The following is a 22,501-nucleotide window of genomic DNA, read 5'->3' on the forward strand; positions in this document are numbered from 1 at the left end:
GGAAACTGTTTGGACAATTCTCCGATGGAGAACTTTTTCGGGCTACTAAAACAAGAAATGTATTATGGAGAACCGCTGACTAGTTATAAGAAACTAAAGAATAAGATCAATCAATATATTCACCACTTAAATATAAACTCCAATTTTTGGGGTTCACATCAATTCCTAACGACTTTTTAATTAATTAATCAACTATTTTTTATGTTAAAATAATGAAAAAATGTTAGGGAAAATAATGAATAAATCAGCAAAAAAAAGGTTAGAAACTTTAGAAATGATAGGTCATCTACCCAAAGAAAAAAAGATAAATTTTAAAAATTACAAATTTAACATTAAAAAGATAAGAAAGATTTTGAACAGTTTTCAGAAAAAATAAAGCGTGAAATTGGGGGATGCAGTTTTTATAAGTGAAAGTTATTTGATAAAAGAGATATTGAAGGAGATTTAAAAAATGGAGAATAAATATTCAGTAAGTAATCATTTTGGTGTGTATGGTACTGTTACCGATAATGGAAAGATTTTATGCATACATAAAAATGCAGGGCCTTATAAGAATAGATATGATTTACCGGGGGGAAGTCAAGAAAATTGGGAAGGATTAACAGAAACATTATCTCGAGAATTTGTTGAAGAGACGGGATATACAATTAAAAAATATTCGAATCCAAGAGTTTATGATACTTTCGTTCGAGAAAAGGGAAATTTAAATGTTGTCCATCACATTATGGTTTTTTATGATGTTGAGCTAGATAATAACATCGAAAAACAAGATTTACCTTCGTGTTTTTTAGATGGATTTAATGACTCTGATGGTATTGCTCGGGTACCTTTCGAAAACTTTAATGAAGCAAATTCTTCTCCGCTTCTTATAAATTAAAAAAAGAATATGAAGGCAGGATGGAAATTGATAAGTCTCAATTTTTTGATTGGCATGTAATTGAAAAAAAGATAGAAAGCTAGATGATATTTAATTAAATTAAAGTGAAGAATTTGTATAGAGAATTTAAAAAGGGTCTCAAGACCTTATTACTGCTTTAAAAGGTATAAATTTTAGTGTTTTTAAACGAGAGATTTTGGCTTATTAGGACCGAATGGTGCGGCGAAAACAACCACAATTAAAATTCTATCAAAAATTTTGCTTCCTTCTGATGGGAATGTTGAAATAGTTGGAAACAGTGTTTATGATGCAGAAAAATTAGAGAATCAATCAATTGTGTTTTAGATGGAGAGAGAATTTTATACTGGCGCTTATCAGCTAGAGATAATTTATATGTTAAAATAATGAAAAAATGATAGGGGATTAATATGAATCGATCAGTAAAAGAATGAATAGAAACTTTAGAAATGGAGGCTCATCCGGAAGGTGGCTATTTTCGTGAAGTTGAAAAATCAGAGAGCAAGATAGAGGTAGATGGAAAAGAACGCGCACTTTACACTAGTATTTATTTTCTGTTGGAAAAAGGGGACCCATCACATTTTCACCCACTAATTGCTGATGAGATATGGTACTACCACTACGGACAATCATTAACAGTTCATATGATTTCACTAGAAGGTGTTTATTCTCAAGTCACTTTAGGATTAGATGTTGCGAAGGGGCACGTGTTACAATATCGTGTGCCTAAAGTGACCATATTCGGTTCTACTGTTGAAGAGGGGTTTTCACTTGTATCCTGCATGGTTTCTCCAGACTTTGAATATGATGATTTTGAGTTATTTACATACAATGAACTCATCGAGCAATACCCAGAGCATGAAGAAATAATCAGAGTATTAAGCAAATAATAGATTAAGACCAACAGCATAGCTCATTCTCTTAGAAAAAAGTTCAGTAATTGTTTAAGTTTCTTACATTCGAATAAAAAATAAGACCCTAGCGTGGAGACACAACATAATAGGTCTTTTTAACTAAATAAATTATATTAAAATAAAGGGTGATAAAATAAAAGAAAGTTAAATTTTGAAGGAGGGTTAACATGTTTTCATTACAAATAAGTGAATTGCTTAAAGAATTTATTGAACAATCCAGAAATATCTTGAACGACAATTTAGTTAGCGTGTATTTACATGGATCCGCCGTTATGGGTTGTTTTAATAATCAGAAAAGTGACATAGACCTAATTGTTGTAGTCAATCAACCACTAGTAAATAGTGTAAAAAAAGAATACATGGACATGGTTATAAAATATAACGATTTAGCACCTGAAAAAGGGATAGAAACTAGCATAATCCTCAGAAAGTTTTGTGATCCATTTATTTATCCAACACCATATGATTTGCATTTTTCCAAAATACATTTAGAACGATATAAAGCCAACCCATATAAATATGTTCTTAATATGAATGGTGAAGATATAGATCTTGTAGCCCATATTACGATACTCAAAAAAAGGGGTATTTGTTTGTATGGACTTCCTATTTAAAGAAGTGTTTGCGGATGTGCCAAGCTGTTATTATTTAGATTCTATATGGAAAGATGTTGCTAATTCTAAAGATAACATAACAAAAGATGCGATGTATTATACCTTAAACCTAGTGAGAATTTTGGCTTATATAGAAGAAAAACTTGTTCTTTCTAAAAAAGAAGGTGGAGAATGGGCTATAAAGCACTTGCCAGTTGAATATCACAGATTAATTAAAGATGCCTTATGTGAGTATTCTAAAAATGAAACTATTATCTATGATAAAGTTGTTTCTAAGCGTTTTGCTAAATATGCAATAACAAAGATTCAAAAATCATTAACTAGATAAATTTTGTGTGTTGATAGTTAGCAATCAATCCGAATAGATAGAGAATTTATACCTATAATGTTTGATGTTATCTCATAAATTTTCTTGTGGAAGTGGTAACTTTCTAAAAGAAACTTATATTTCTCTTTGTAGACTAGAAAATGGAATTCCTAGAGATTTTATGGGAACTAGAGGGAAATGGGAAAAATGCACAATCCTATTAATGTTTCTATTAATTAGTTTTATGGAATTGAAATCATTGATTTTGCTGTTTCACTATCAAAAGTTATTTCCTGTTAGAGATTGTTGTCAAGATTTTTTACGGAAAGAAAAAGTATCTTCTTAGTTTTGGAAAATAGTATTTAAAAAGAATTCATTTGTCAAATTAAGCTAGAAATCTCAATCTATTAAATAGCTTTGCTTGGCTAGTAATAATTACTCAGTATTGATTTTGGGGTCAAGGTGGAAAGCATAGCGAACCTTGACGCCGAAATCTTACACTGAGACAATATCTGAGCCATGCATAGCTTGAGATACATGTTCTAAAAACACCTCCAAGGGTGTCCGATAATTGAGAGATTTCCTTGGAATTCTATTTCTACGGTGACTGACGGCTTGTATAAATTCCTCATCCAGTTCATTAAAGTCTGTTTGCTTAGGGAGTCCGTCCCGTCTCAATAAACCATTGGAATGTTCATTAAGTCCCCGCTGAGAGGGTGTACCTGGATCCGCAAAATAGATATCAATATCATGGGGATTACTGATTTCTTTCCACATTGAGAATTCTTTACCACAATCAAAGATGATTGATTTGAATAGGTATCGTGGTACCTCCTGTAGCCACTCATCCAACCGCTTAAGAATATCTTCGGCTTTTCTTCCCTCTGGTTGGAGAGAAATAATACATTTTGATAGCGTTTCAACTAAGGTAATTACACATGACTTGTGATTCTTTCCAACGATGGTATCCCCTTCAAGATGGCCAAATTCTTGCTTATAATTCGGATGATCTTTCTCCCTATCCTTTATCCCATGGCGAAAAGCTTGTTTGCCTCGCTTTTCCTGATGGTGATTTGGCTTACGCTTTCCTTGCATAGGTAAGTCTTCAACGTTAAATCGATCATCATCTTTTATTAAACGGTAGAGGGTTTTGATGGAGCAGGGTATATCAGACTCACCCCGGCCGATAATCGTGTCTGGTGTCAACCTAAGGTTAATTTATCCTTAATTTCTTGGATATGTTGGGTAGATAGTTTAACTTTTTTGCGCCCACAATTCGCTTTATTCTGTTTATAGCGGGCATAGTAGCTGATAGCACTACCGCCTGCTTTCAAGAAGTTAACTACATTATAGATTGTTTGTAGAGCACGCTGAAGGTGCTTTGCGATGTCTGAAACTTTGTGTCCTTGATGATAATAAGTCTCTATCCAAACGAGCTCATCTCTGGTAAGATGGGTGTAGGCCACTTTTGGTCACTTCTTTGTTATTTTGTAGGAATTTAACAAATTGAGTGTACCAAAAATGGTTTTATTTTTCATTGTAGCTTAATTTTACAATTCAGGAAAGTTTATGTAAAATTAAACTAGCAAGTTGTTCTGCTTCATTTCGTCAGTGATAATTGAGTTATCAAATATTTGAAGTTAACAGCTGTGAAGAAAAAATTTAGTTTATTAGTAGTCCTTTCTCTATTGGTATCTGTTTTTTTAACGTATTTACTGTAAGTGCTCAGGAAGAAACAACTGAAATTGAGAAATTGAAAGTTGCTTTTGTTCCATCACGTGATTCTGAAGAAAAGCGAATGATTATCGGTAATGAATTTATTGAAGTGTTTGCTGAAGAGGCACGTAAATTAGAAGGCGTGGACTTCTTAGCTCAAGGAACCATCTGGCCCGATATTTTAGAAAGTGAAGACGGCATCAAGGCCCACCACAATGCCGGTGGTTTACCAGAAGATATGAATTTTGAATTAGAAGAACCTGTACGGATTCTCTTCAAGGATGAAGTGCGTATTGTAGGAGAAACTTTGGGACTCCCTCACGCTATGGTTTACCGTCAACCATTCCATGGAACAGGCTTAGGTGTTCGTTGTTTAGGGGAGATTACCCGTGATCGTTTAGAAGCAGTCAGAGAATCCGATGCTATTCTACGTGAAGAATTTGCCAAGAACGGTTTGGCTGAAAAAGTATGGCAATACTTTACCGTGGTTCCTGATTTCAAATCAACTGGTATCAAAGACGGTAAACGTACTTATGACTGGCCAGTCATTGTGCGTGCAGTCAATACCAAAGATGCCATGACAGCAACTGTTGAAAATATTCCTTTCGACTTAATGCAAAAAATTGTTGACCGTATTACCCATGAAGTGCCAGGAGTCAGTCGTGTGCTTTATGACTTCACACCAAAACCAACAGGAAGGATTGAGTGGGAATAATTGTATCCAGCACAAACCTTTATTTTTAAAGGTTTGTTTTTTTTTGAGTCAATATTGACTCAAAATTCTCATGATTCTATAATTAATTTTAGTAGGAAATTTGAAAGAGGTAATTTTATGGAAATTAAATGGTATATAGAATGAATACAAATACTCTTTTAGACAAATTTGAAATGGATGTTTATTGGAAGATAGATGAAGTGGATATATATGGTAAATTATTTTATGAAATTGAAAAAATTTATGTAGAATTTCCAAATGCTGATTTAGAATTTGATAGAAAGTTTCCGAACTTAGTGGGAAATTCTATTAATAAAATTATTTCACTAGTTGATTGTAGAGTTTATCAAACTAAACGGGGTAATAATTGTTTTTCAAAGCTAAGTGCTAAACTTATGATAATTGACTCAAATCCTTATTTTTCTATTGAAGAAGTAGCTTTTAATGAAATTTACTTTTCTTTCAACTATCTACCCGCATTTATTAATAAAAAAGCAATTAAATATGAAGATGGGAGTTTTATAAAAAGTACGGAAATAGAACAAAAAATTATTTGTATCAAAACAATTCAAGCTAAATTAAAGGAGCATATTTCCCCTAGAATATCTTCAAAAATTACCCTTTCAGAGGGGCTTGTAAATCGATTATCTACAGATTATGCATACAAATTAATTTATGATGAATTAAAGTTATGGAAAAATATAAAAAAAGATTTAGACATGTTGAAACAATTATTCACTTTATTTTTTGGTTTTTCGATTAGTTACTCTTATTTTTATTTTTTAAGCGATTCAAAAGATTTGTTAGGAAAAAGAGTTCCTTCAATTGGAAGAATTTACTTCCCCCAATCTGTAAAAACAATAAGTATGAATTACCCACATACTAATTACAACTATGATTTACTATTAGAGAATATCGAAAACATAGTAAATACATATTATGAAAATTATGAAGATTTAAAAACTTCAATATTAAATATGAATGCCAATATAGATTTCAAAAATCTAGTTGAAACTCAATACTTCGATGCCATAACTAGTTTAGAATCATTCCATAACAAATACATGGTGTCTAATAGAAAATTAAATGAAGACTTTTCCAAAAATTATGAAGGGCTTAAAAAATTTATTAAAGATAACTTTAACGAGCCTGATAGCAAAAGACTATTTAGTAGTTTATCGCACATCAAAGAGAAAAATTTTAAAGAGAAAATCGTGGATATTTTGAAAAATATTCCAAATGAACTAACTGACTTAATTGATTTCAGTAGTTTTAACTATGAAGAAGATAATATAGGGAATTTTATAAATGACTGTAAGAAAACACGTAATCACCATGCTCACGGAAATTATGATGATAAGCCAGGGGTTTTCAAAGGGGAACTATTACTTAAAGCTACAAAGATATTAAATATTATCAATGAATATAACCTGATGAACAAAATCAATGTTCCTAATGATGTAATAATAAGTGGTATATTAGCAAACAAAAATTATAGTAATGTATTAAATAGAAAAAATAAGTTTTTATAATTAAATACATATATTATGAAAAAAATTTTTTAATAAAAATTTCTGATAATGTACATATCATTTTGTAAACCGTAAGAAATTGTAGAATATTTATATAATATTTTACTCAATATTTTGAATTTAATAAACTATTCTTATACTAAGTTCATTTCTTTGTAAAGTTTATGTAAAATTGAACGAGCAAGTTGCTCTGTTTTATTTAGTCAGTTATAATTGATCTATCAAATATTTGGAGGGAAACGTCCGTGAAGAAAAAGTTTAGTCTATTAGTAGTCCTATCTCTATTGGCAAGTGTTTTTTTGAATGTATTTACTGTAAATGCCCAAGAAGAAGCAGTTGAAATTGAGACGTTAAAAGTTGCCTTTGTTCCATCTCGTGATCCAGAAGAAATTATTACGACAACCGAGCCTTTAAAACAGCTCTTAATTGATGAGTTAGCTAAAGAAGGATTCAGTGTTAAGAATGTCGAAATTACTGTAGGAACATCTTATGAAGCAGTCGGCGAGGGTATGGCTGCAGGAACAATTGATGTTGGTTTAATTCCCGGTGGAACTTATGTCTTATTCGAAGACGATGTGGACGTAATTCTTACATCTACTCGTCAAGGTCTATCTAAAGATTCTGAGAATCCAGCAGACTGGAATGACGGTCAAGCAACAGAATTAATTGAAGATCAAGTTTCTTACTACAAAGGCTTAATTATTGCAGGACCTTCTGAAAAAGGTCAAGAATTAGCCGAGAAAGTAAACAATGGGGAAGAATTAACATGGGAAGACGTAGATTCTGCTAAGTGGTCAGTGATGTCATCCTCTTCTTCGTCAGGCTACATTTACCCTTCCATTTGGTTAGGAAAACAATTTGACGGTAAACAAATTTCTGATTTATCAAATGTTGTTCAAGCAGATTCATATCCTTCTTCTATTGCTCGTTTAGCATCAGAACAAGTAGACGTAGTGGTTGGTTTTGCTGACTTACGCCGTGATAATGAGGAAGCATGGATGAAAGATATGGGACGCGAAGCGAGCATTTGGGAAGAAACAAATGTGATTGGAGTTACTCCAAATGTATACAATGATACTGTTTCTGTAAGTAAGACTTCAGAAATAATGACAGACGAATTAAAAACAGCCCTTCAAAATGCTTTCATTAATATTGCTGAAACTGAAGAAGGTAAAGAAGTAATTGCTATCTACAGTCACGAAGGCTATAAACCAGCAAAAGCTGAAGATTATGAAACAGAACGCGAAGCACAAAAGATTTTACGCGAACAAGGTGAATAATAAATACAGTTCAATCGATTAAAGTACAACACCCACTTGATGGTGGGTGTTTCTTTGGTTGAAAGAGTAAAAAGGAGAACGCTATGATCAAATTTGAACAGGTCTATAAGAGATATCCGAAGGGTGTTTTGGCATTACAAGATATTAATTTAGAGATTGATCAAGGAGAATTCGTCGGAATTATCGGTTTATCGGGTGCAGGAAAATCAACACTCATCCGAACCGTTAATAAGATGCATTCTATTTCAGAAGGCAAATTAACGGTTGATGGAGTGGATGTCAACGGTTTAAAAGGTAAAAGCTTACGTCAATTTCGCCGTAAGATAGGGATGATCTTTCAGTCCTTTAACTTAGTGACTCGGGCAAAAGTCATCACCAATGTCTTATCAGCTTTTGTGCCTGATTTACCTTTTTGGCGCGTCTTGATCGGTTTTTACAAGAAGGAAGAAGAATTAAAAGCCTTGGAAGCTTTAGACCGGGTAGGAATTCTTGACAAGGCATATACGCGAGTAGACCACCTATCGGGTGGTCAACAGCAGCGGGTGGCACTTGCTAGGACTTTGGCTCAAGATCCGCGGATCATTCTAGCCGATGAACCTGTTGCTTCTTTGGACCCTGTCACTGCTGCTGTGGTGATGCGAGATTTTCAAAACATTAATAAGACTGATAACATCACTGTCATCATTAATATTCACCATGTGGAATTGGCTCTTGAATATTGTGATCGTATTATTGGCATCAGAGAAGGAGCGATTGTTTATGATGGGCCTTCAAATGAAGTCACCCAAGAAGTCCTCGATCATATTTATAAAGGACAGAGTATAGAAGAGGAACGTGGGGCCAATGAATAATCAACTACTTTCATTTATGCGATCGAAAGAAATAGTTCTATCAAATGGTAAGAAGGTCTATAAGAAACGTTCATATACCCTGTTAATTGTATTATTGATTGCTTTATTGATTTATTTGTCAGCTAAAATGACTGGGTTTGATCTCCAAGTATTAATAAAGCGTGGAGAAGAATTCTTCGTTATCTTAAAACGGATGGTGCCACCTAATACGGCCTATTTTAACGAGGTAATACCTCCGCTGCTCGATACGATTAAAATGTCTGTACTGGGCACATTTATTGGTGCGCTTTTGGCAATCCCTTATGCCATGTGGTCTGCCACCAACTTAACCAGAAATCACTGGATAACCAGTCTTTTGAAGTTATTGTTGAGTCTAATCAGAACCTTACCAACATTAGTGACCGCTCTGATTTTGACTTATATTTTTGGGTTGGGGACTTTTGCTGGAACCCTAGCGATTGCTCTATTCACCTTTTCTTTTGTAACTAAACAACTTTATGAGGCAATTGAAACAGCGGACATGTCGCCCTATGAAGCCATGGAAGCTTTAGGAGCGAATAAATTGTATAGTTTTCTTGGAGCGATAAAACCTCAAGTGCTTCCGAGTTATTTATCAGTGGTCTTGTATACTTTCGAAGGAAATGTCCGCCACGCTGCTATTTTGGGTTATGTTGGAGCAGGAGGAATCGGTATTATTCTTGATGAGAATTTAGGTTGGCGAGAATATCAGAATGTCGGAATGATCCTGCTTTGTCTGTTCTTAACGGTAGTGGTTATTGAAAGTACTAGTCGCTATCTAAGAACAAGGTTAACTTAGGAGGTAGTCATGGTAGATAAAATTAATCAAATGTATGAAACCAAAGATACTCAGCGTTGGCAAGCACTTGCTTGGACTCTGTTAGTAGCGGGACTGGTTATCTGGTCTGCTTCAACCATCAATGAGGTTGGGATAGCTAAGCGGGGCATAACTTTTGCTCTGAGTATTATAAAAGGAATTGTTAATCCGGACCGGGAACTATTATTCAACATGACGAAACAGTCTGTTCCCTATTTATTATTAGAGACGATGGCGATTGCCTTTTTAGGGACTCTGGTCGGAGCAGTTTTCTCATTTCCTCTTTCCTTTTTAGCATCGAGTAAAGTGGTTCCGGTACCGGTTGTAGTGATTACCCGTTTTTTGGTGATGGCGATTCGAACCATTCCAGCCTTTGTCTATGGTCTAATGTTTATTCGAGTGACTGGTCCAGGACCTTTTGCAGGCGTTATGACGATCTCAGTTACTTCCATTGGTATGTTAACCAAGTTATTTAGTGAAGCCATTGACGATATGGACAAGTCCATCTTGGAAGCGCTAGATGCAGCTGGCTGCAATACTTTCGAGAAGATTCGTTGCGGTATTATTCCACAATTATGGTCCAGTCTGATATCAACGATTATTTTTCGTTTTGATATGAATTTGCGGGATGCTTCTATTCTTGGTCTGGTAGGAGGGGGAGGAATTGGTGCACCCCTTAAATTTGCCATGTCCTCCAACCGTTGGTCGCAAGTAGGAGCCATTCTAGTAGGACTCGTTGTGCTCATCCTGGTAGTTGAATTTTCTTCTTCGTCTATCCGTAAACGGTTGACAAATGGTTAAGTAGAAGATAAAACGCGGACTTAGGTATTTAATTAGCTTAATATCGGACTGAACTAAATAATAGTACAAAACTTAAAAACACTCCCATTGGATTCATGTAAAATGAATATGATGGGAGTATTTTTGTATTAAAAGAGTCTTTAATTCAGATGAAGCGAAACTTATGTAAATATTCCGTTTAAAATCATAGGTTTTAATTATATAATTAAGAAAACTGCCGAAACTTATCCAAAAGAGCAAGTAAGAAAATAAGTAACGAAAGAAATTAGAATTCATTTGGGAGGAAGTGCGTTTCTATTATAAAAGATAATGAGTTGAATGAAGCACTACTATTTACTGCAGATTACTTTATCCGAAGTAATCATAATCAAGGAAAACCTACTTTTTTTACATTCGATAAGAGTTGCTCAACTTGCTCTCAAAATGAATTATGAGAGAGAAATTGTTATTGCTGCTGCATTGCATGATCTTATAGAGGACACAGATTGTACAATTTTAGATATTCAAAAGAAATGGGGATCATTTATTTCTAAAATAGTGGATTCATTGACAGTTAAGAATAATGAAATGACTAAATTAGAAGCATTTCAAGATTCTCTAGAAAGAGCAATCATAGTAGGAAAAGAAGCGTTAACCGTTAGAGTTTTAGATGTTATCGATAATATGGATTATTTTGATCTTGCTGATGAAGAAGATAAAAAATATCTTCGAGAAAAGTATAGTTGTTTGTATGAAGTCTGTAAAAGAGAAATACCAAAAGAAGCATCTTTTCTATATTTTCAGGATCAGTTGCAAAGAATGTTTTTTAAACATTAGCAATAACTTTTAATGAAGTATTAGTTATCAGTTATTTGACATTGAGAATACTATATAGCGTTTCTATAGCTGTATTAATAATTGGAATAATTGTAATAAAAGTAAGCTGAGATGGTGGATATTAATCGACTTTGCAATATATGACTGAAAAATTTTTTGAGGGTTAGGTCTTGGTGTCGTGAATAACTTAGACTGTTTAATTGATGAAGTGCTTAAAAAGTAAAATACTAATGATAGATATAATTAACACAGCAGATTTAGAATTTAAAAAAATTTTTCAAAGCAGCAGATAAATTAAGGGGAAATATAGATGCTGCTGAATGTATGAAAAATTATAGACGATAAAAAGGAGAATTTCATGGGAATGAAAAATAGATTTGAAAATGAGCAAGAAAACACTCTAGATGTTTTTACTCCTGATAAATTTGATAAATTGATAAGAGGAAAAAGCATAAATTTTTTAATTGGAGCTGGAGCAAGTACGCCTATGTATCCCACTTTAAGCTTTGGAGAGGGTTACCCAACATTTGAAGATTTGATAAGCCACAAAGATTTAGAACATTACACGAGAATCTTTATGTATACATATTATTTTAAAAAATGGATAAAACCAATGGGGTTAGATCGCACGAATTTTTATGAGAAGTATGGAAAATGCAAAACTTTAGAAAGCTACCGAAGGTTTATTTCGTTGCTTTATAGCTTCTTGTTGAATGAAAGTAATGAATTACCTAAAAGGATAAATATTTTTACTACAAACTATGATTTAGTTTTTGAAAGAATTTTTGATGAGTTTTTAATAGAAAGACCATTAATTTATTTTAATGATGGATCGAGAGGGTTCTTTAAAAAATATATTAGTAATAAAAATTTTTATATGAATGTTACTCATAGTGGATATAATGATAATTTTAGAAGAGAAGTTCCAACAATTAATTTATTTAAGTTACATGGATCTATGTCATGGACTGTAGATGAAGATATAAGTAAACAAGACAGAATTTTTGTAGAGGAAAACAATCAATATTTAAAAGATCTAAAGAATTCTGTTAAAGATATTAATATTTCACTTGAAGATATTGAGCAAACTGTTAATAACTGTCTTTCTCAAGATATAGATCTTTTAGTTAGTAATCTTAATAAGCTAGTAGGTCAGTTAAACTTAACTAATGAATCCTTAGAAAGGTTTTATGAAGACTACTCTAATTTATCGATTATTAACCCAGATAAATATAAGTTTTCAAAAACTGTATTAGAACAACATTACTATCAATTAATTCGCTCTTTTAGCTATGAATTAGAGAAGAAAAATTCTATTTTAATTGTTTTCGGATTTTCCTTTGCAGATGAACATATTAAAGATGTTTTTGAAAGGTCTTTACTTAACCCAGACTTATTGGTCTTTGTGATTTCTTTTTCAGCTTCTGGTCAAATAGAATTAAAAGAGAAATTCAAAGGATATAACAATATTATTTTCTTGCCAGAGAACTTTAGTGAATATCAAGGAGATTTTGAGTATTTGCTTTATTTATTAGGTGATAATGATGAAAAATAACTATGTTATTGGGAATGTAATTTCAGTTAACGGACTAAAAATAAACATATTAATGAATGAACAATCAAACCTAGAATCGTTTCACTATGATGGGAACATTTACGATGGGATATCGGTTGGCAGTTATATAGGGATAATAAGGGGTTCAAATAAAATTATTTGTAGAGTAGATCGTGAGTTTTTAGAAGATAAATATAGAGAACCTTCTATACATGAGTTTTCTAGAGAAAGATTTGAGCGAGTAGTAGAAGTTAGCTTAATTGGAAATATGTACAGAGGAAATTTTGAGTTTGGTATTAAAAGATTTCCAATGATTTTCAATGAGGCAGTTCTTCTAACTGAACTAGAAATAAAGGATATACTCCAAAAAGATGCTTCAAAATCTAATCATAGAATGTCAATAGGTAAAAGTGTAAATAACGATATAGCAATAGAAATTGCGTGGGATAAATTATTTAACACACATGTTGGAATCTTTGGGAACACTGGTAGCGGTAAATCAAATACACTTGCAAAAGTATACACAGAACTTTTTAATAAACAATGTTATGAAATAATTGATAATTTTGGAGGAAAAAGTAAGTTTGTAGTTCTTGATTTTAATGGAGAATATGTGAAAAATGGGATATTGTCTAATAAAAAGAAGGTGTTAAATCTATCAACTCGTAGCAATAGAGGAGATAAAATTAAACTTAGATCAAATGTATTTTGGAATATTGAAAACTTATCTATTTTGTACTCAGCGACAGAAAAAACTCAGCAACCATTTTTAAAGAATGCAATTAACTACTACTTGGATAAAAATAGTTATAATATAACGGCAGAAAAGATTATTACAGGAATGGGAAGTGCTTTCTACAATGTTTTCTACCAAAATAATAATAAAGAATTATTAAACTTGCTTAATAAATCATTGGAAATTATTGATTTCAATCCAAAAGATAATTATTTTGATGGCGATAAACCACTTGATTTATCATGGCTCAATTCATCATGGCATTCAACAAACAAAACATATTATATTAATAATCGTTATTTCAACAATAGAGATAATGTTCCAAGATCAGATATTTCTAGTAAAAGAGATGATTTTGAAAAAGCACTTTCTACTAAAGTTGTGTTCTCAAGGATTGAAAACCTATCTTCGACACAAAAACTTAAAATAGCTACAAATACTTATTTAATATATTCTTTGGCTTTTGGTAAGGTAAATTTTGAATTTATCAATCCTCTAATTTCTAGAATTGACTCAAGATCTAATTTTATAGAAAAGACTATAGAGATAACAGATGACAATGTAGATGAGGATTATTTAACGGTTATTAGTCTGAGGAAATGTAATTCTGAGGCAAAAAAGATGATTCCTTTATTAATCGCTAAACAATTATATGAAGCACATAAAGTTAATGATGAAGATTTTGAAATTAAGTCTACAGTTCACTTAATTATTGATGAAGCCCATAATATTTTATCTTCTCAATCTGCTCGTGAGGCTGAAGGATGGAAGGATTATAGGTTAGAAGTGTTTGAAGAAATTATTAAAGAGGGGAGAAAGTTTGGATTTTATTTAACCTTAGCGAGTCAAAGGCCAGCAGATATATCACCAACTATAATGTCTCAGTTACATAATTATTTTATACACAGATTAGTTAATGATCAAGATTTAAGGATGATTGAAAACACTGTTAGTTCATTAGATGAAACATCTAGAAAACAAATACCATCTTTAGCATCTGGGCAATGTGTAATTACAGGCACAAGTTTCGATTTGCCTTTATTAATACAGGTTGAAAAATTATCAGAAGAAATTTCTCCAACTAGCGAAAATGCAAACTTAATAAAACTATGGTTGGCGAGAGAAGAATAGATTAGATATAAAGTTATATACAAACATCTAATGAACTATAGATTTAAAAGAAGCTATTATCTTTTTTAAGTAAAAGAATCTTATTGATGGAGCATGGAAGTGGAGTTACAGAAAAAAACTAAACCGTTGTTAATAAAAAATATATACAGATTGAAATTCCGTGAAATGTTTTTTGTGCCTATTATATTTTTTATAATAAGACTGGGAGTATGATTTTTAAAAGAAGAGTAGCGTAACATCATCTTTAAAGATTTCCAGGTTTAACTTCGATGAAATGAATAGAAGTGGATTCTAAAATTTATAAAAGTTGATGTAAAACTTATTAAGTTTTGTTATTTTAGGTTTTTGTAATTAATCAAAGTTATTTTTTATATTTTGGTAATCTTTTAGGAGTTAATATAAAATGGAGAGTTAATCACCTTAGATCATCTCTTATACAATAAGATTATCGAATATTTTAGCCAAATAAAATGTTTGTTGCTAAAAAAGTATTGAATTCGTTAAAGTCAAGATATTAGTGTCATTGATTTTCAAGTTAAAATCTTCGATGGCTAATCATAAGAAAGTTTATAAGAAAAAATGTTTTTATTTATATCTTAATTTAATGCATTCGTTATTAGACAATATAAGAGCACGATATTTTGGAGATTGACTAACTGTGTTTTTGTTTATACTACTCTATTAGAAGAGGGAAAATTGATAATTTAGAATATCAGATCAAAAAGAGATACCGAATTATTTGAAAGTTGATGAGGGATGTGAGCTTATTTACTGAAGCATTTATGAGTAACAAAATTTAGAATTTCCGAATGATTATATCAGTAAAATATGTAAGATCCGAAATGATTCGAATCTTACATATTTTAAAAATGATGATAATTATCTATTATGGAATCCAACAAATAAATCTCTCGTTAATTCAATTATAGATACCAAATAGTGCTAAATACTGCGAGTCATATGAATATTCCACATTTAAATAACCAAATATATCGTAAGATTAATGCGTTATTTTAAATAATTGTTCCATATCATTTGTGCTTAGATCATCAAAGGTATTAGCTAGCTCTTTTAAAAATAAGATTTGATATGAATTTTTTGTATGATTTGAAAGTTGATATTCTTTTATTTTTTCTTCTATGTGTTGAATAACTCTGCCCTTACCATCAACATTATTTAATGAACAATAATAGTTAGTCCATGTATTGATATATTTATAAAATAATAGAGTGCTCCAATCCTGATATCTGCTTTTTAAATGAAATATTTTTATGGTATTTTTAATACGGATTGATTCAATGTTGTTGGATTGTAAAATAAAAGGATTCACTTCAAATGTTACAACTAATGTGTTGTCTCTGATTTCAATATAACACTTAAACCAATCTATCTTGTTATAATCGTGATAGTAAGGGTGAATAACCTGTAATGACTTTTCACCTTTATATTGATTACATCTATGACATGAAGGTATTAAGTTGTTAGGTGTAATAGAATAGATAGGGTATTTCTTTTTTGGGAAAAAATGGTCTATTTCATCTGCATCCTTTTTTTCACAGTAAGGACACCTACCTATCATTGCTAACGATAATATTGATTTATATTCTTTATTTACTTTTTGAAACCTATTATATAAATAAGATATGTCATTTGCATCCAAAATAATGGTAGATTCTGTTTCACCTGTTATATCATTAATTTTACTTGTGACAAATTCTTTATCATCACACAAAAAATCATGAGTGTCCTCAACAAGACAAGAGTCATAATTGTTTTCTTCAGATATGAATTTGGAATATAAATTTAATAAATATGGTTTAATCAAAATAGCATTATTTTCATCTAAATTTTTCATTTTTTTCATAGGAGTTACTAAACCATCATAAAAGGATTGTATATTAAATTTCGGCTTAGTCAAAACATTCATCGGATCCATCCTCCAAATTTCTATCTCTTGATACTATCTTTGAGTAAAGGATACTTTTTCCTTCATCACCTAAATGATCATTGAATAGTTTTAAAGATTCTGATATGCTTAATTTCTTTTTTACTACGGTATCAATTATTTGATAAAAACCCGAATCTTCGATTTCCAAATTAAAGACTTCCTCAGTTAATAAGCTAATATTAGAACCAAAAGTTTCCAAATTTGGTCTCTTAATAATTTGATTCTCATAGTTCCCTTCCAATATATAAGTGCAATTTTTTGGGGTCTCTTGAAGAATAATTGGAGAATGAGTGACTAAAATAGAGAATCCATTTACCTTTACCAGCAAATCAGATAAACTTCTGATAAAACTACCTAATAAAGGTGGATGTAAATGAAGTTCAGGCTCATCAATAAGTAATAAAGTTTTTTCTTCAGCAAATTCGACAAGCTTTGTTATTATCAACAATACAATTTTATGACCTGAACTCAGTTCATTAAAAAATTCTTCCGCAATTTTTTTAAAATCTTTCTCATTTTTATCTGTATATTCTTTAAAAAGAGTTCTTACACGTTTCATTCTAAATAGTGGATCTGAATCCAATAACTTTATCGTACGTGCCCACAAGATGGGCTTAGATTCAAAACAGTATAATAAACTTTTATGAAACATATCTTCGTGAGAAATCTCCTCAAAACGATTGATCTCTGTATCTAAAATGTCCATTTTCTTCGAATATATCGTTAAAATTTCATGCTTTACTTTGTCTTTTAACCCACTTTGTGTCAATCTTTCGATGGATTGATAGATTTCATTCCCCTCAAACCCACTAAAATTCACATATATTACTTTCGAAATGTAGTTTTCATCAACTTTAGTATATAATCCTTCAGAATTAGTATAAGTATCAACTGATTGCGATTTAATATTGATATTCTTAGAATTTTTGGTTAATAACTCTATAAATAATTCTTTTAGTAAAAATGATTTTCCAACACTATTTCTTCCAATAATTGAATGAATATTAGAAGGTGGAAAAGTATCGGGCTGTACTGAGAATTCCATTGAATTATTATTATGGTTAAACTCCAATAAATACTCACTTTTTTCAACAGTCCCTAAAGCTAATCGTCTAAATCGACCTAAAATTGTATTAGTTGGAATATCACGAGATAAAGATTTCTTAAATACTTCAGTATCTTTTGCTATTTTATATATATTTTTATCAAAACTTATATCGTTTAGTGCAAATAGGACAGCTTCTCTAATATTTTTAAAGTCTTCGTTAAATTGTATATAGTAATTTTCATCAGTACCTAGAGAAAAATATTCCTTTGAAAGATTCTTAAAATTAGGTTCTAATTTAGGTGTTTTCCCTTCCATATTTGAACTTCCTATTTTCACAGCACCGATAGCCTTTTCGCTGTCTGTTTCACTTCTCTTATAGTATAGTAGAAATTTTGTTTCATATTGGAACCAATCGTCCCAATTGCTTTTAATTAAATAACATCCTTTTTGCTTTTTCTCGGCAATATCATTTAAGCTATTGATTACATAAAATTCCATTAAATTTCCTCCCAAAAATTCTTATCAAAACAACTCTTCTAAATATTATACATTAAAAAATTGTTAAGCTATCTTGGTAAATAATTTTCTTTTCTTTTTCTCTTTTTTTATCACATTTAGGAGAAAGATATATATATTAATACTTCTTGACTTGGGGTCTTTAAAATCTACTGGTTTTAAAAGTAATTAAATTGAAATTGACTTGATAAACTCTTTCTATCATTTAATTAACAAAAATTTAATCAAAACATACAGTTGTTCTCTCTTGTCATATATGAACTCGCTTGATTTAGTGAGGTTAGAAGAAAAACTATCATGGCTTCATTATAAAAATGTTTCTAGAATTAAGAGATTTAGAAAATTATATTGACTTTTTTCGAAAATGCATTGAGTATTAAGGAATACTTTAGTACCACTTTAAATTCGAACAAGGATTTAGGCGCGTTTTTTGTCATTTTTTTTAAAGTTAGAAATTACTTATTAAATGATAAAGAAATAAGAGCTTTGTCCATTCTAAGACGATTTTACCTTAGTTTAAAACGTTTGGTTCCAAAGAAATAGACGACAATAGTACCTAAAACAACATACAATATTACAAATAGAAGAAAGCCGAATACTAGCTTTTGAATATACAAAGATAATCTAACCATACTAAAATACAAAATATAGAGGACAAAATTGAGAATTCCAGTATAGACAGTTTTTTTCACCTTCATTTGATTGGTAAAGGGTTGAAACATATAATAATCAAAAAGAAAATGAAAGGTCATAAAGACATACCCACTTATTAAACTGATGACCATAACTAAAACGCTTTGACTATCGAATATATCCCAATGATAACAGGTGAATAATAGACCGATCAAAGTGACAATGAAGGGTAGACTATTTTACTCAAGCAACTTCTTAGTTCTAAAAATACTAGAAGAGGTTATACTTTATTTCGCTCGATTAAAATTAAACCTTAACAGTTTACGGTCCATAGAGTAAAAGCTTGTTTTAGTAAAGAACTTACCTAAATACATTCTTCTAGCAAGCAGTAATAATACTAATGGAATAAATTGTAAGATCGTTTTAACATCTGCAGGAGAGATGGCAATAAAGTATTTTAAGGCATTAAACATAAGAAGGACGATGACAATAATGGTTAATCGAATCAGGATTTTCTTTTTAAAACCGAACCGATTCGGTTATAAAAAATCTTATTAATATAGATAATTCTCTGATCATTGGAATAGTCAGTCTTCCCAACTCGGATTTCTTTGTCTTCCACTTTTGCGGCTGGCTATCCATTTCATCAACGAATTGTTGGTACTCAAGTAAATCGCTTATATTCAAAGATTTAAAAACAAACTGCTCGAGATAAGAAGTTTTTAAAGTAAAAATAATGGTTAGAACGAGCATTAAAAGACTAGGGGTTAAAAAGATGATTGAGAAAAATAAGTAATAGCTAAAATCTAAATCTACCAAAGTACCGGCTAATGCGAAAAAAAATCCAACTTCACAAGAAAAAAACTATGAATGAAATAATCGAAAGAAAAGACAATATAAGAAATAATAGTTTAAATAATTTATTAAATTTGCTTTTCAAAATAAAGTTGAGTGATAACGTAAATATAGCCTAGGAGATTATACATAACTAAACATTATTTGATTTTCCTCAAAGATTGAGGTTATAATAGGTGGGGTTTACGTATAACGTTAAACAAAATGACTTGAGCAAAGAGGTGAAGAAGAGTGGATCAGAAAAATTTAAGTATCTATAATCAATTGAAGCGTCGCATCATTGAGTTTGAATATAAACCCGGAAAAATACTCAATGAAGTCGATCTAGCTGAGGAATTTGGCGTTAGCCGTTCACCGATTCGATCAGCCTTGCAAGAGCTAGAGCGGGATGCACTCATTAATATTGTGCCAAGGTTTGGAGCACAAGTGGCTCCTATCGATTTTCGTAATATTAAGGGGCTCTTTGATGTTACGAAGCAACTAGATCCCTATGCTACCCGCCAAGCGGTGAAAAGGATCACTCCCTCACAATTGGCAGAGTTAAAGCAAATTATTAAAAACCTAGAATCTTTTTCTACTACAGCAAGCTATCAAGAAGCTATTAATGAAGATGAACGATTCCATCAGATTATTTTTCAAGCTTGTGACAATCGATGGTTAAAAGAAACACTAGCCCATCTTCATTTACACACTGAAAGATTATGGCATTATTGTAATGATTACTTTGACGATATGACTATCTTTACTAGAACCTTCCGTAAAATTGTACAAGCGATTGAGGATCAGGATGAAGATGCAGCTGAACACTATGCTTACGAACATATTGAAGATTTTCTTTCTCGAATTAAAGAAGCTCTTTTCTAAGAGCGTTTTGAAATCACAAAAACAGATAAATTTTTCGCATTAAATATAGTTAAAATCCTTAATGTCTTTTTGATAAGACCTTAAGGTTTTTTTATTTAATTATTTATTTGAAAATAAAAATAAAATTTTACCTGTATACAATTGACATCCAGATGAAAAACAGTTAGTATATCAGTGAGGTGATGAGATGGTTCCAACACACATTTTATTATTGGATGTAAGCGTTAGCATTGGCTTTGGGAAAATTAAAAAGGTAGAGGTGGTGATATGATTTTAACCAATAATTTAACGGTTAATGAAAGCGGTAACAAGATTTTAGTTGAAGGTGACCAATTAGATGTGTTGAAAAAGGCACGTGACTTTATTCATAAAGGACATTATTTAATTACATCTCCTTTAGCCGCCAGTGGTCGGATGCACTTTTCTCCCGTACGGTCGATCTTGATATCAGATAAACCAGAAGGAGATAACACTCAGTCTCTTTTAGCAATTGAAAATAGCATAGAACTGTTACAAAATTCTTTAGCCATGCATACCGTGGATTACAAGAATAAGGAAGATTACGAATTTATTGATTATGAGCTTCTAAAAGTAGCTCTTCATGAAGTAAATGAGTTGGAGAATCGTTTTAACAAATAGGAGGGAATCAATTTGAAACTAGAAAGACGTAAGGTGAAGATTAGTGATGTTGTTTTTGGCGATAAAAATGAAGTGGTAGGCGAACAACTCGTTTTAAACCGTGAAGAATTAGTTAATTATATTAAGGGTTTGGACAATATTAAAGAGGTCTCTGTCGATATCGCTAAACCAGGCGAAAAGACACGCATTATTCCGGTAAAAGATGTCATTGAACCACGGGTGAAAGTAGAAGGAGTGCCTGGATTTGCAGGAGTGACTTCACAGACTGGACAGCTTGGTAATGGAGCTTATAACGTTTTAGAAGGCGTTGCTATCGTTACGATTGGAGATATTGTCGGCTTCCAAGAAGGTGTGATTGATATGTGGGGAGAGGGTGCCAAGTGGACACCGTTCTCTAAGACGCTTAATTTAGTGGTGGATCTATCGGTAGTCGATGGATTAACAGCGCATGAACATGAATTAGCAGTTCGAATGGCAGGTCTTTTAATCGCAGAATATGTGGGACAGTTTGCAAAAGACGCTCCTGTCTATGAAACCGAGACGTTCGAAGTTGGATCAAACCCAGAAGAATCAGCCAAATACCCAGATCTTCCTAAGGTAGTTTATGCTGAGATGCTCATTACGCAAGGACTTCTTCATGATTCTTATATTTATGGAGTGGATGCTAAAAACATTATCCCAACACTCCTTCATCCGCTCGAAGAACTGGATGGAGCAGTCGTTTCAGGCAACTGTGTGGCGGCTTGCGATAAGATTACGACTTATCAGCATCAAACCAATCCTGTTATCTTAGAACTTTTGAAAAAACACGGTAAAGAAATTAATTTCCTTGGTGTGGTTATGGTTCCTGAATTAACAACCTTAGAAGGAAAATTCAGATCGTGTGATTTCACTGCTAAGTTATGCAAGCAGTTAGGGGCAGATGGTGTGATTGTATCGGAAGAAGGATATGGAAATCCAGACTCTGATTTAGTCATGATTGCTGAACGTTTAGAAAAACAAGGTATAAAAGCTGTTCTAATTACCGATGAGTGCTCGGGTTGGGATGGAGCGAGTCAACCACTCGCGGATTCCAAACCAGAAGCTAAAGCTGTGATTTCAACAGGAAACGTTTCTCACGTCGTAACCTTACCTAAAGCGGACCGCATTCTGGGAGATCCAGAAGCGATTGCGAACTTAGCAGGCGGATGGGCTGGAGCCTATGACGCTGAAACCGGTGTTATGAAGTGTGAATTAAACGCTGTGATTGGTGCCACTTCAGAGATCGGATATCATAATTTGATGGTCACTGAGTATTAGA

Annotated in this window: 20 protein-coding genes and 1 pseudogene; 18 read left to right on the plus strand and 3 right to left on the minus strand. The window is 32.0% G+C overall.

Going from position 1 to position 22,501, the window contains the following annotated elements; genetic code table 11:
- The first annotated feature begins 57 nt into the window (after positions 1 to 57).
- From HF969_RS10210 to HF969_RS09770, 6 genes are all read left to right on the plus strand, one after another.
- Positions 58 to 180, plus strand: coding sequence for a hypothetical protein (locus HF969_RS10210; RefSeq protein WP_425591399.1), 123 nt, complete (start codon positions 58 to 60; stop codon positions 178 to 180).
- A 271-nt stretch (positions 181 to 451) separates the two neighbouring features.
- A complete protein-coding gene (locus HF969_RS08495) occupies positions 452 to 877 on the plus strand; it encodes an NUDIX hydrolase (protein ID WP_342706702.1) in 426 nt (141 codons plus the stop codon).
- Positions 878 to 1,132: 255 nt separating this feature from the next.
- Positions 1,133 to 1,222: a hypothetical protein gene (locus HF969_RS09965; protein ID WP_245694860.1), complete on the plus strand. Its 90-nt coding sequence runs from the start codon at positions 1,133 to 1,135 to the stop codon at positions 1,220 to 1,222.
- Between the two features lie 107 nt (positions 1,223 to 1,329).
- The gene (locus tag HF969_RS08505; protein ID WP_342706704.1) at positions 1,330 to 1,785 is read left to right on the plus strand and encodes a cupin domain-containing protein; all 456 of its coding nucleotides are present in this window, start codon (positions 1,330 to 1,332) and stop codon (positions 1,783 to 1,785) included.
- 191 nt (positions 1,786 to 1,976) lie between these two features.
- On the plus strand, positions 1,977 to 2,423 hold the full coding sequence (locus HF969_RS09765; protein ID WP_210727918.1) for a nucleotidyltransferase domain-containing protein: 447 nt from the start codon (positions 1,977 to 1,979) through the stop codon (positions 2,421 to 2,423).
- Positions 2,407 to 2,751: a DUF4111 domain-containing protein gene (locus tag HF969_RS09770; protein ID WP_210727919.1), complete on the plus strand. Its 345-nt coding sequence runs from the start codon at positions 2,407 to 2,409 to the stop codon at positions 2,749 to 2,751. Before HF969_RS09765 ends, HF969_RS09770 begins: the two co-directional genes overlap by 17 nt.
- A gap of 474 nt (positions 2,752 to 3,225) precedes the next feature.
- Here HF969_RS09770 and HF969_RS08515 read toward each other — a convergent pair.
- Positions 3,226 to 4,196, minus strand: a pseudogene (locus HF969_RS08515) (IS30 family transposase).
- A gap of 287 nt (positions 4,197 to 4,483) precedes the next feature.
- Here HF969_RS08515 and HF969_RS08520 point away from each other — a divergent pair.
- The 9 genes from HF969_RS08520 to HF969_RS08560 all read left to right on the plus strand — a co-directional run bounded on the left by HF969_RS08520 (position 4,484) and on the right by HF969_RS08560 (position 14,698).
- Positions 4,484 to 5,161, plus strand: coding sequence for a GMP synthase (glutamine-hydrolyzing) (locus tag HF969_RS08520; protein ID WP_245694859.1), 678 nt, complete (start codon positions 4,484 to 4,486; stop codon positions 5,159 to 5,161).
- A 128-nt stretch (positions 5,162 to 5,289) separates the two neighbouring features.
- Complete coding sequence (locus tag HF969_RS08525) at positions 5,290 to 6,693, plus strand: HEPN domain-containing protein (RefSeq protein ID WP_143406574.1); 1,404 nt, start codon at positions 5,290 to 5,292, stop codon at positions 6,691 to 6,693.
- A 245-nt stretch (positions 6,694 to 6,938) separates the two neighbouring features.
- Positions 6,939 to 7,973 carry a phosphate/phosphite/phosphonate ABC transporter substrate-binding protein gene (locus tag HF969_RS08530; protein ID WP_090290398.1) on the plus strand — a complete coding sequence of 345 codons (1,035 nt, stop codon included), beginning with the start codon at positions 6,939 to 6,941 and terminating at the stop codon, positions 7,971 to 7,973.
- Positions 7,974 to 8,056: 83 nt separating this feature from the next.
- The gene (gene phnC / locus HF969_RS08535; RefSeq protein WP_090290399.1) at positions 8,057 to 8,824 is read left to right on the plus strand and encodes a phosphonate ABC transporter ATP-binding protein; all 768 of its coding nucleotides are present in this window, start codon (positions 8,057 to 8,059) and stop codon (positions 8,822 to 8,824) included.
- The gene (phnE, locus tag HF969_RS08540) at positions 8,817 to 9,641 is read left to right on the plus strand and encodes a phosphonate ABC transporter, permease protein PhnE (RefSeq protein ID WP_090290400.1); all 825 of its coding nucleotides are present in this window, start codon (positions 8,817 to 8,819) and stop codon (positions 9,639 to 9,641) included. Before phnC ends, phnE (HF969_RS08540) begins: the two co-directional genes overlap by 8 nt.
- 9 nt (positions 9,642 to 9,650) lie before the next feature.
- Positions 9,651 to 10,460 carry a phosphonate ABC transporter, permease protein PhnE gene (gene phnE, locus HF969_RS08545; protein WP_090290401.1) on the plus strand — a complete coding sequence of 270 codons (810 nt, stop codon included), beginning with the start codon at positions 9,651 to 9,653 and terminating at the stop codon, positions 10,458 to 10,460.
- A 318-nt stretch (positions 10,461 to 10,778) separates the two neighbouring features.
- Positions 10,779 to 11,276 carry an HD domain-containing protein gene (locus tag HF969_RS08550; RefSeq protein ID WP_090290402.1) on the plus strand — a complete coding sequence of 166 codons (498 nt, stop codon included), beginning with the start codon at positions 10,779 to 10,781 and terminating at the stop codon, positions 11,274 to 11,276.
- Between the two features lie 358 nt (positions 11,277 to 11,634).
- Positions 11,635 to 12,831 (plus strand): SIR2 family protein, encoded by a 1,197-nt coding sequence (locus HF969_RS08555; protein WP_090290403.1) that lies wholly within the window; start codon positions 11,635 to 11,637, stop codon positions 12,829 to 12,831.
- Positions 12,821 to 14,698 (plus strand): ATP-binding protein, encoded by a 1,878-nt coding sequence (locus tag HF969_RS08560; protein ID WP_168427199.1) that lies wholly within the window; start codon positions 12,821 to 12,823, stop codon positions 14,696 to 14,698. Before HF969_RS08555 ends, HF969_RS08560 begins: the two co-directional genes overlap by 11 nt.
- Positions 14,699 to 15,698: 1,000 nt before the next feature.
- Here HF969_RS08560 and HF969_RS08565 read toward each other — a convergent pair.
- Entirely contained in the window at positions 15,699 to 16,625 is a 927-nt protein-coding gene (locus HF969_RS08565; RefSeq protein ID WP_168427200.1) for an HNH endonuclease, read from the minus strand.
- Positions 16,609 to 18,192 carry an AAA family ATPase gene (locus HF969_RS08570; protein WP_090290406.1) on the minus strand — a complete coding sequence of 528 codons (1,584 nt, stop codon included), beginning with the start codon at positions 18,190 to 18,192 and terminating at the stop codon, positions 16,609 to 16,611. The genes HF969_RS08565 and HF969_RS08570 overlap by 17 nt, the downstream gene beginning before the upstream one ends.
- Before the next feature lie 1,737 nt (positions 18,193 to 19,929).
- On the opposite strand from HF969_RS08570, the gene HF969_RS08575 reads away from it, so the two are divergent.
- From HF969_RS08575 to HF969_RS08585, 3 genes are all read left to right on the plus strand, one after another.
- Positions 19,930 to 20,562, plus strand: coding sequence for a GntR family transcriptional regulator (locus HF969_RS08575; RefSeq protein WP_090290407.1), 633 nt, complete (start codon positions 19,930 to 19,932; stop codon positions 20,560 to 20,562).
- Between the two features lie 267 nt (positions 20,563 to 20,829).
- Complete coding sequence (locus HF969_RS08580; protein WP_090290408.1) at positions 20,830 to 21,201, plus strand: GrdX family protein; 372 nt, start codon at positions 20,830 to 20,832, stop codon at positions 21,199 to 21,201.
- 12 nt (positions 21,202 to 21,213) lie between these two features.
- On the plus strand, positions 21,214 to 22,500 hold the full coding sequence (locus tag HF969_RS08585) for a glycine/sarcosine/betaine reductase component B subunit (RefSeq protein WP_090290409.1): 1,287 nt from the start codon (positions 21,214 to 21,216) through the stop codon (positions 22,498 to 22,500).
- Position 22,501: the final 1 nt, after the last annotated feature.

Origin of the sequence: Facklamia miroungae, assembly GCF_012396555.1 — a bacterium.
Lineage (GTDB): Bacteria > Bacillota > Bacilli > Lactobacillales > Aerococcaceae > Facklamia > Facklamia miroungae.

Bases quoted from the DNA above. Each gene is read 5' to 3' on its own strand.
- HF969_RS10210 (WP_425591399.1), top strand. From the start codon at position 58: ATGTATTATGGAGAACCGCTGACTAGTTATAAGAAACTAAAGAATAAG.
- HF969_RS08495 (WP_342706702.1), top strand. From the start codon at position 452: ATGGAGAATAAATATTCAGTAAGTAATCATTTTGGTGTGTATGGTACT.
- HF969_RS09765 (WP_210727918.1), top strand. From the start codon at position 1,977: ATGTTTTCATTACAAATAAGTGAATTGCTTAAAGAATTTATTGAACAA.
- HF969_RS09770 (WP_210727919.1), top strand. From the start codon at position 2,407: ATGGACTTCCTATTTAAAGAAGTGTTTGCGGATGTGCCAAGCTGTTAT.
- HF969_RS08525 (WP_143406574.1), top strand. From the start codon at position 5,290: ATGGTATATAGAATGAATACAAATACTCTTTTAGACAAATTTGAAATG.
- phnC (WP_090290399.1), top strand. From the start codon at position 8,057: ATGATCAAATTTGAACAGGTCTATAAGAGATATCCGAAGGGTGTTTTG.
- phnE (WP_090290400.1), top strand. From the start codon at position 8,817: ATGAATAATCAACTACTTTCATTTATGCGATCGAAAGAAATAGTTCTA.
- phnE (WP_090290401.1), top strand. From the start codon at position 9,651: ATGGTAGATAAAATTAATCAAATGTATGAAACCAAAGATACTCAGCGT.
- HF969_RS08550 (WP_090290402.1), top strand. From the start codon at position 10,779: ATGAAGCACTACTATTTACTGCAGATTACTTTATCCGAAGTAATCATA.
- HF969_RS08555 (WP_090290403.1), top strand. From the start codon at position 11,635: ATGGGAATGAAAAATAGATTTGAAAATGAGCAAGAAAACACTCTAGAT.
- HF969_RS08560 (WP_168427199.1), top strand. From the start codon at position 12,821: ATGAAAAATAACTATGTTATTGGGAATGTAATTTCAGTTAACGGACTA.
- HF969_RS08565 (WP_168427200.1), bottom strand. From the start codon at position 16,625: ATGAATGTTTTGACTAAGCCGAAATTTAATATACAATCCTTTTATGAT.
- HF969_RS08570 (WP_090290406.1), bottom strand. From the start codon at position 18,192: ATGGAATTTTATGTAATCAATAGCTTAAATGATATTGCCGAGAAAAAG.
- HF969_RS08580 (WP_090290408.1), top strand. From the start codon at position 20,830: ATGATTTTAACCAATAATTTAACGGTTAATGAAAGCGGTAACAAGATT.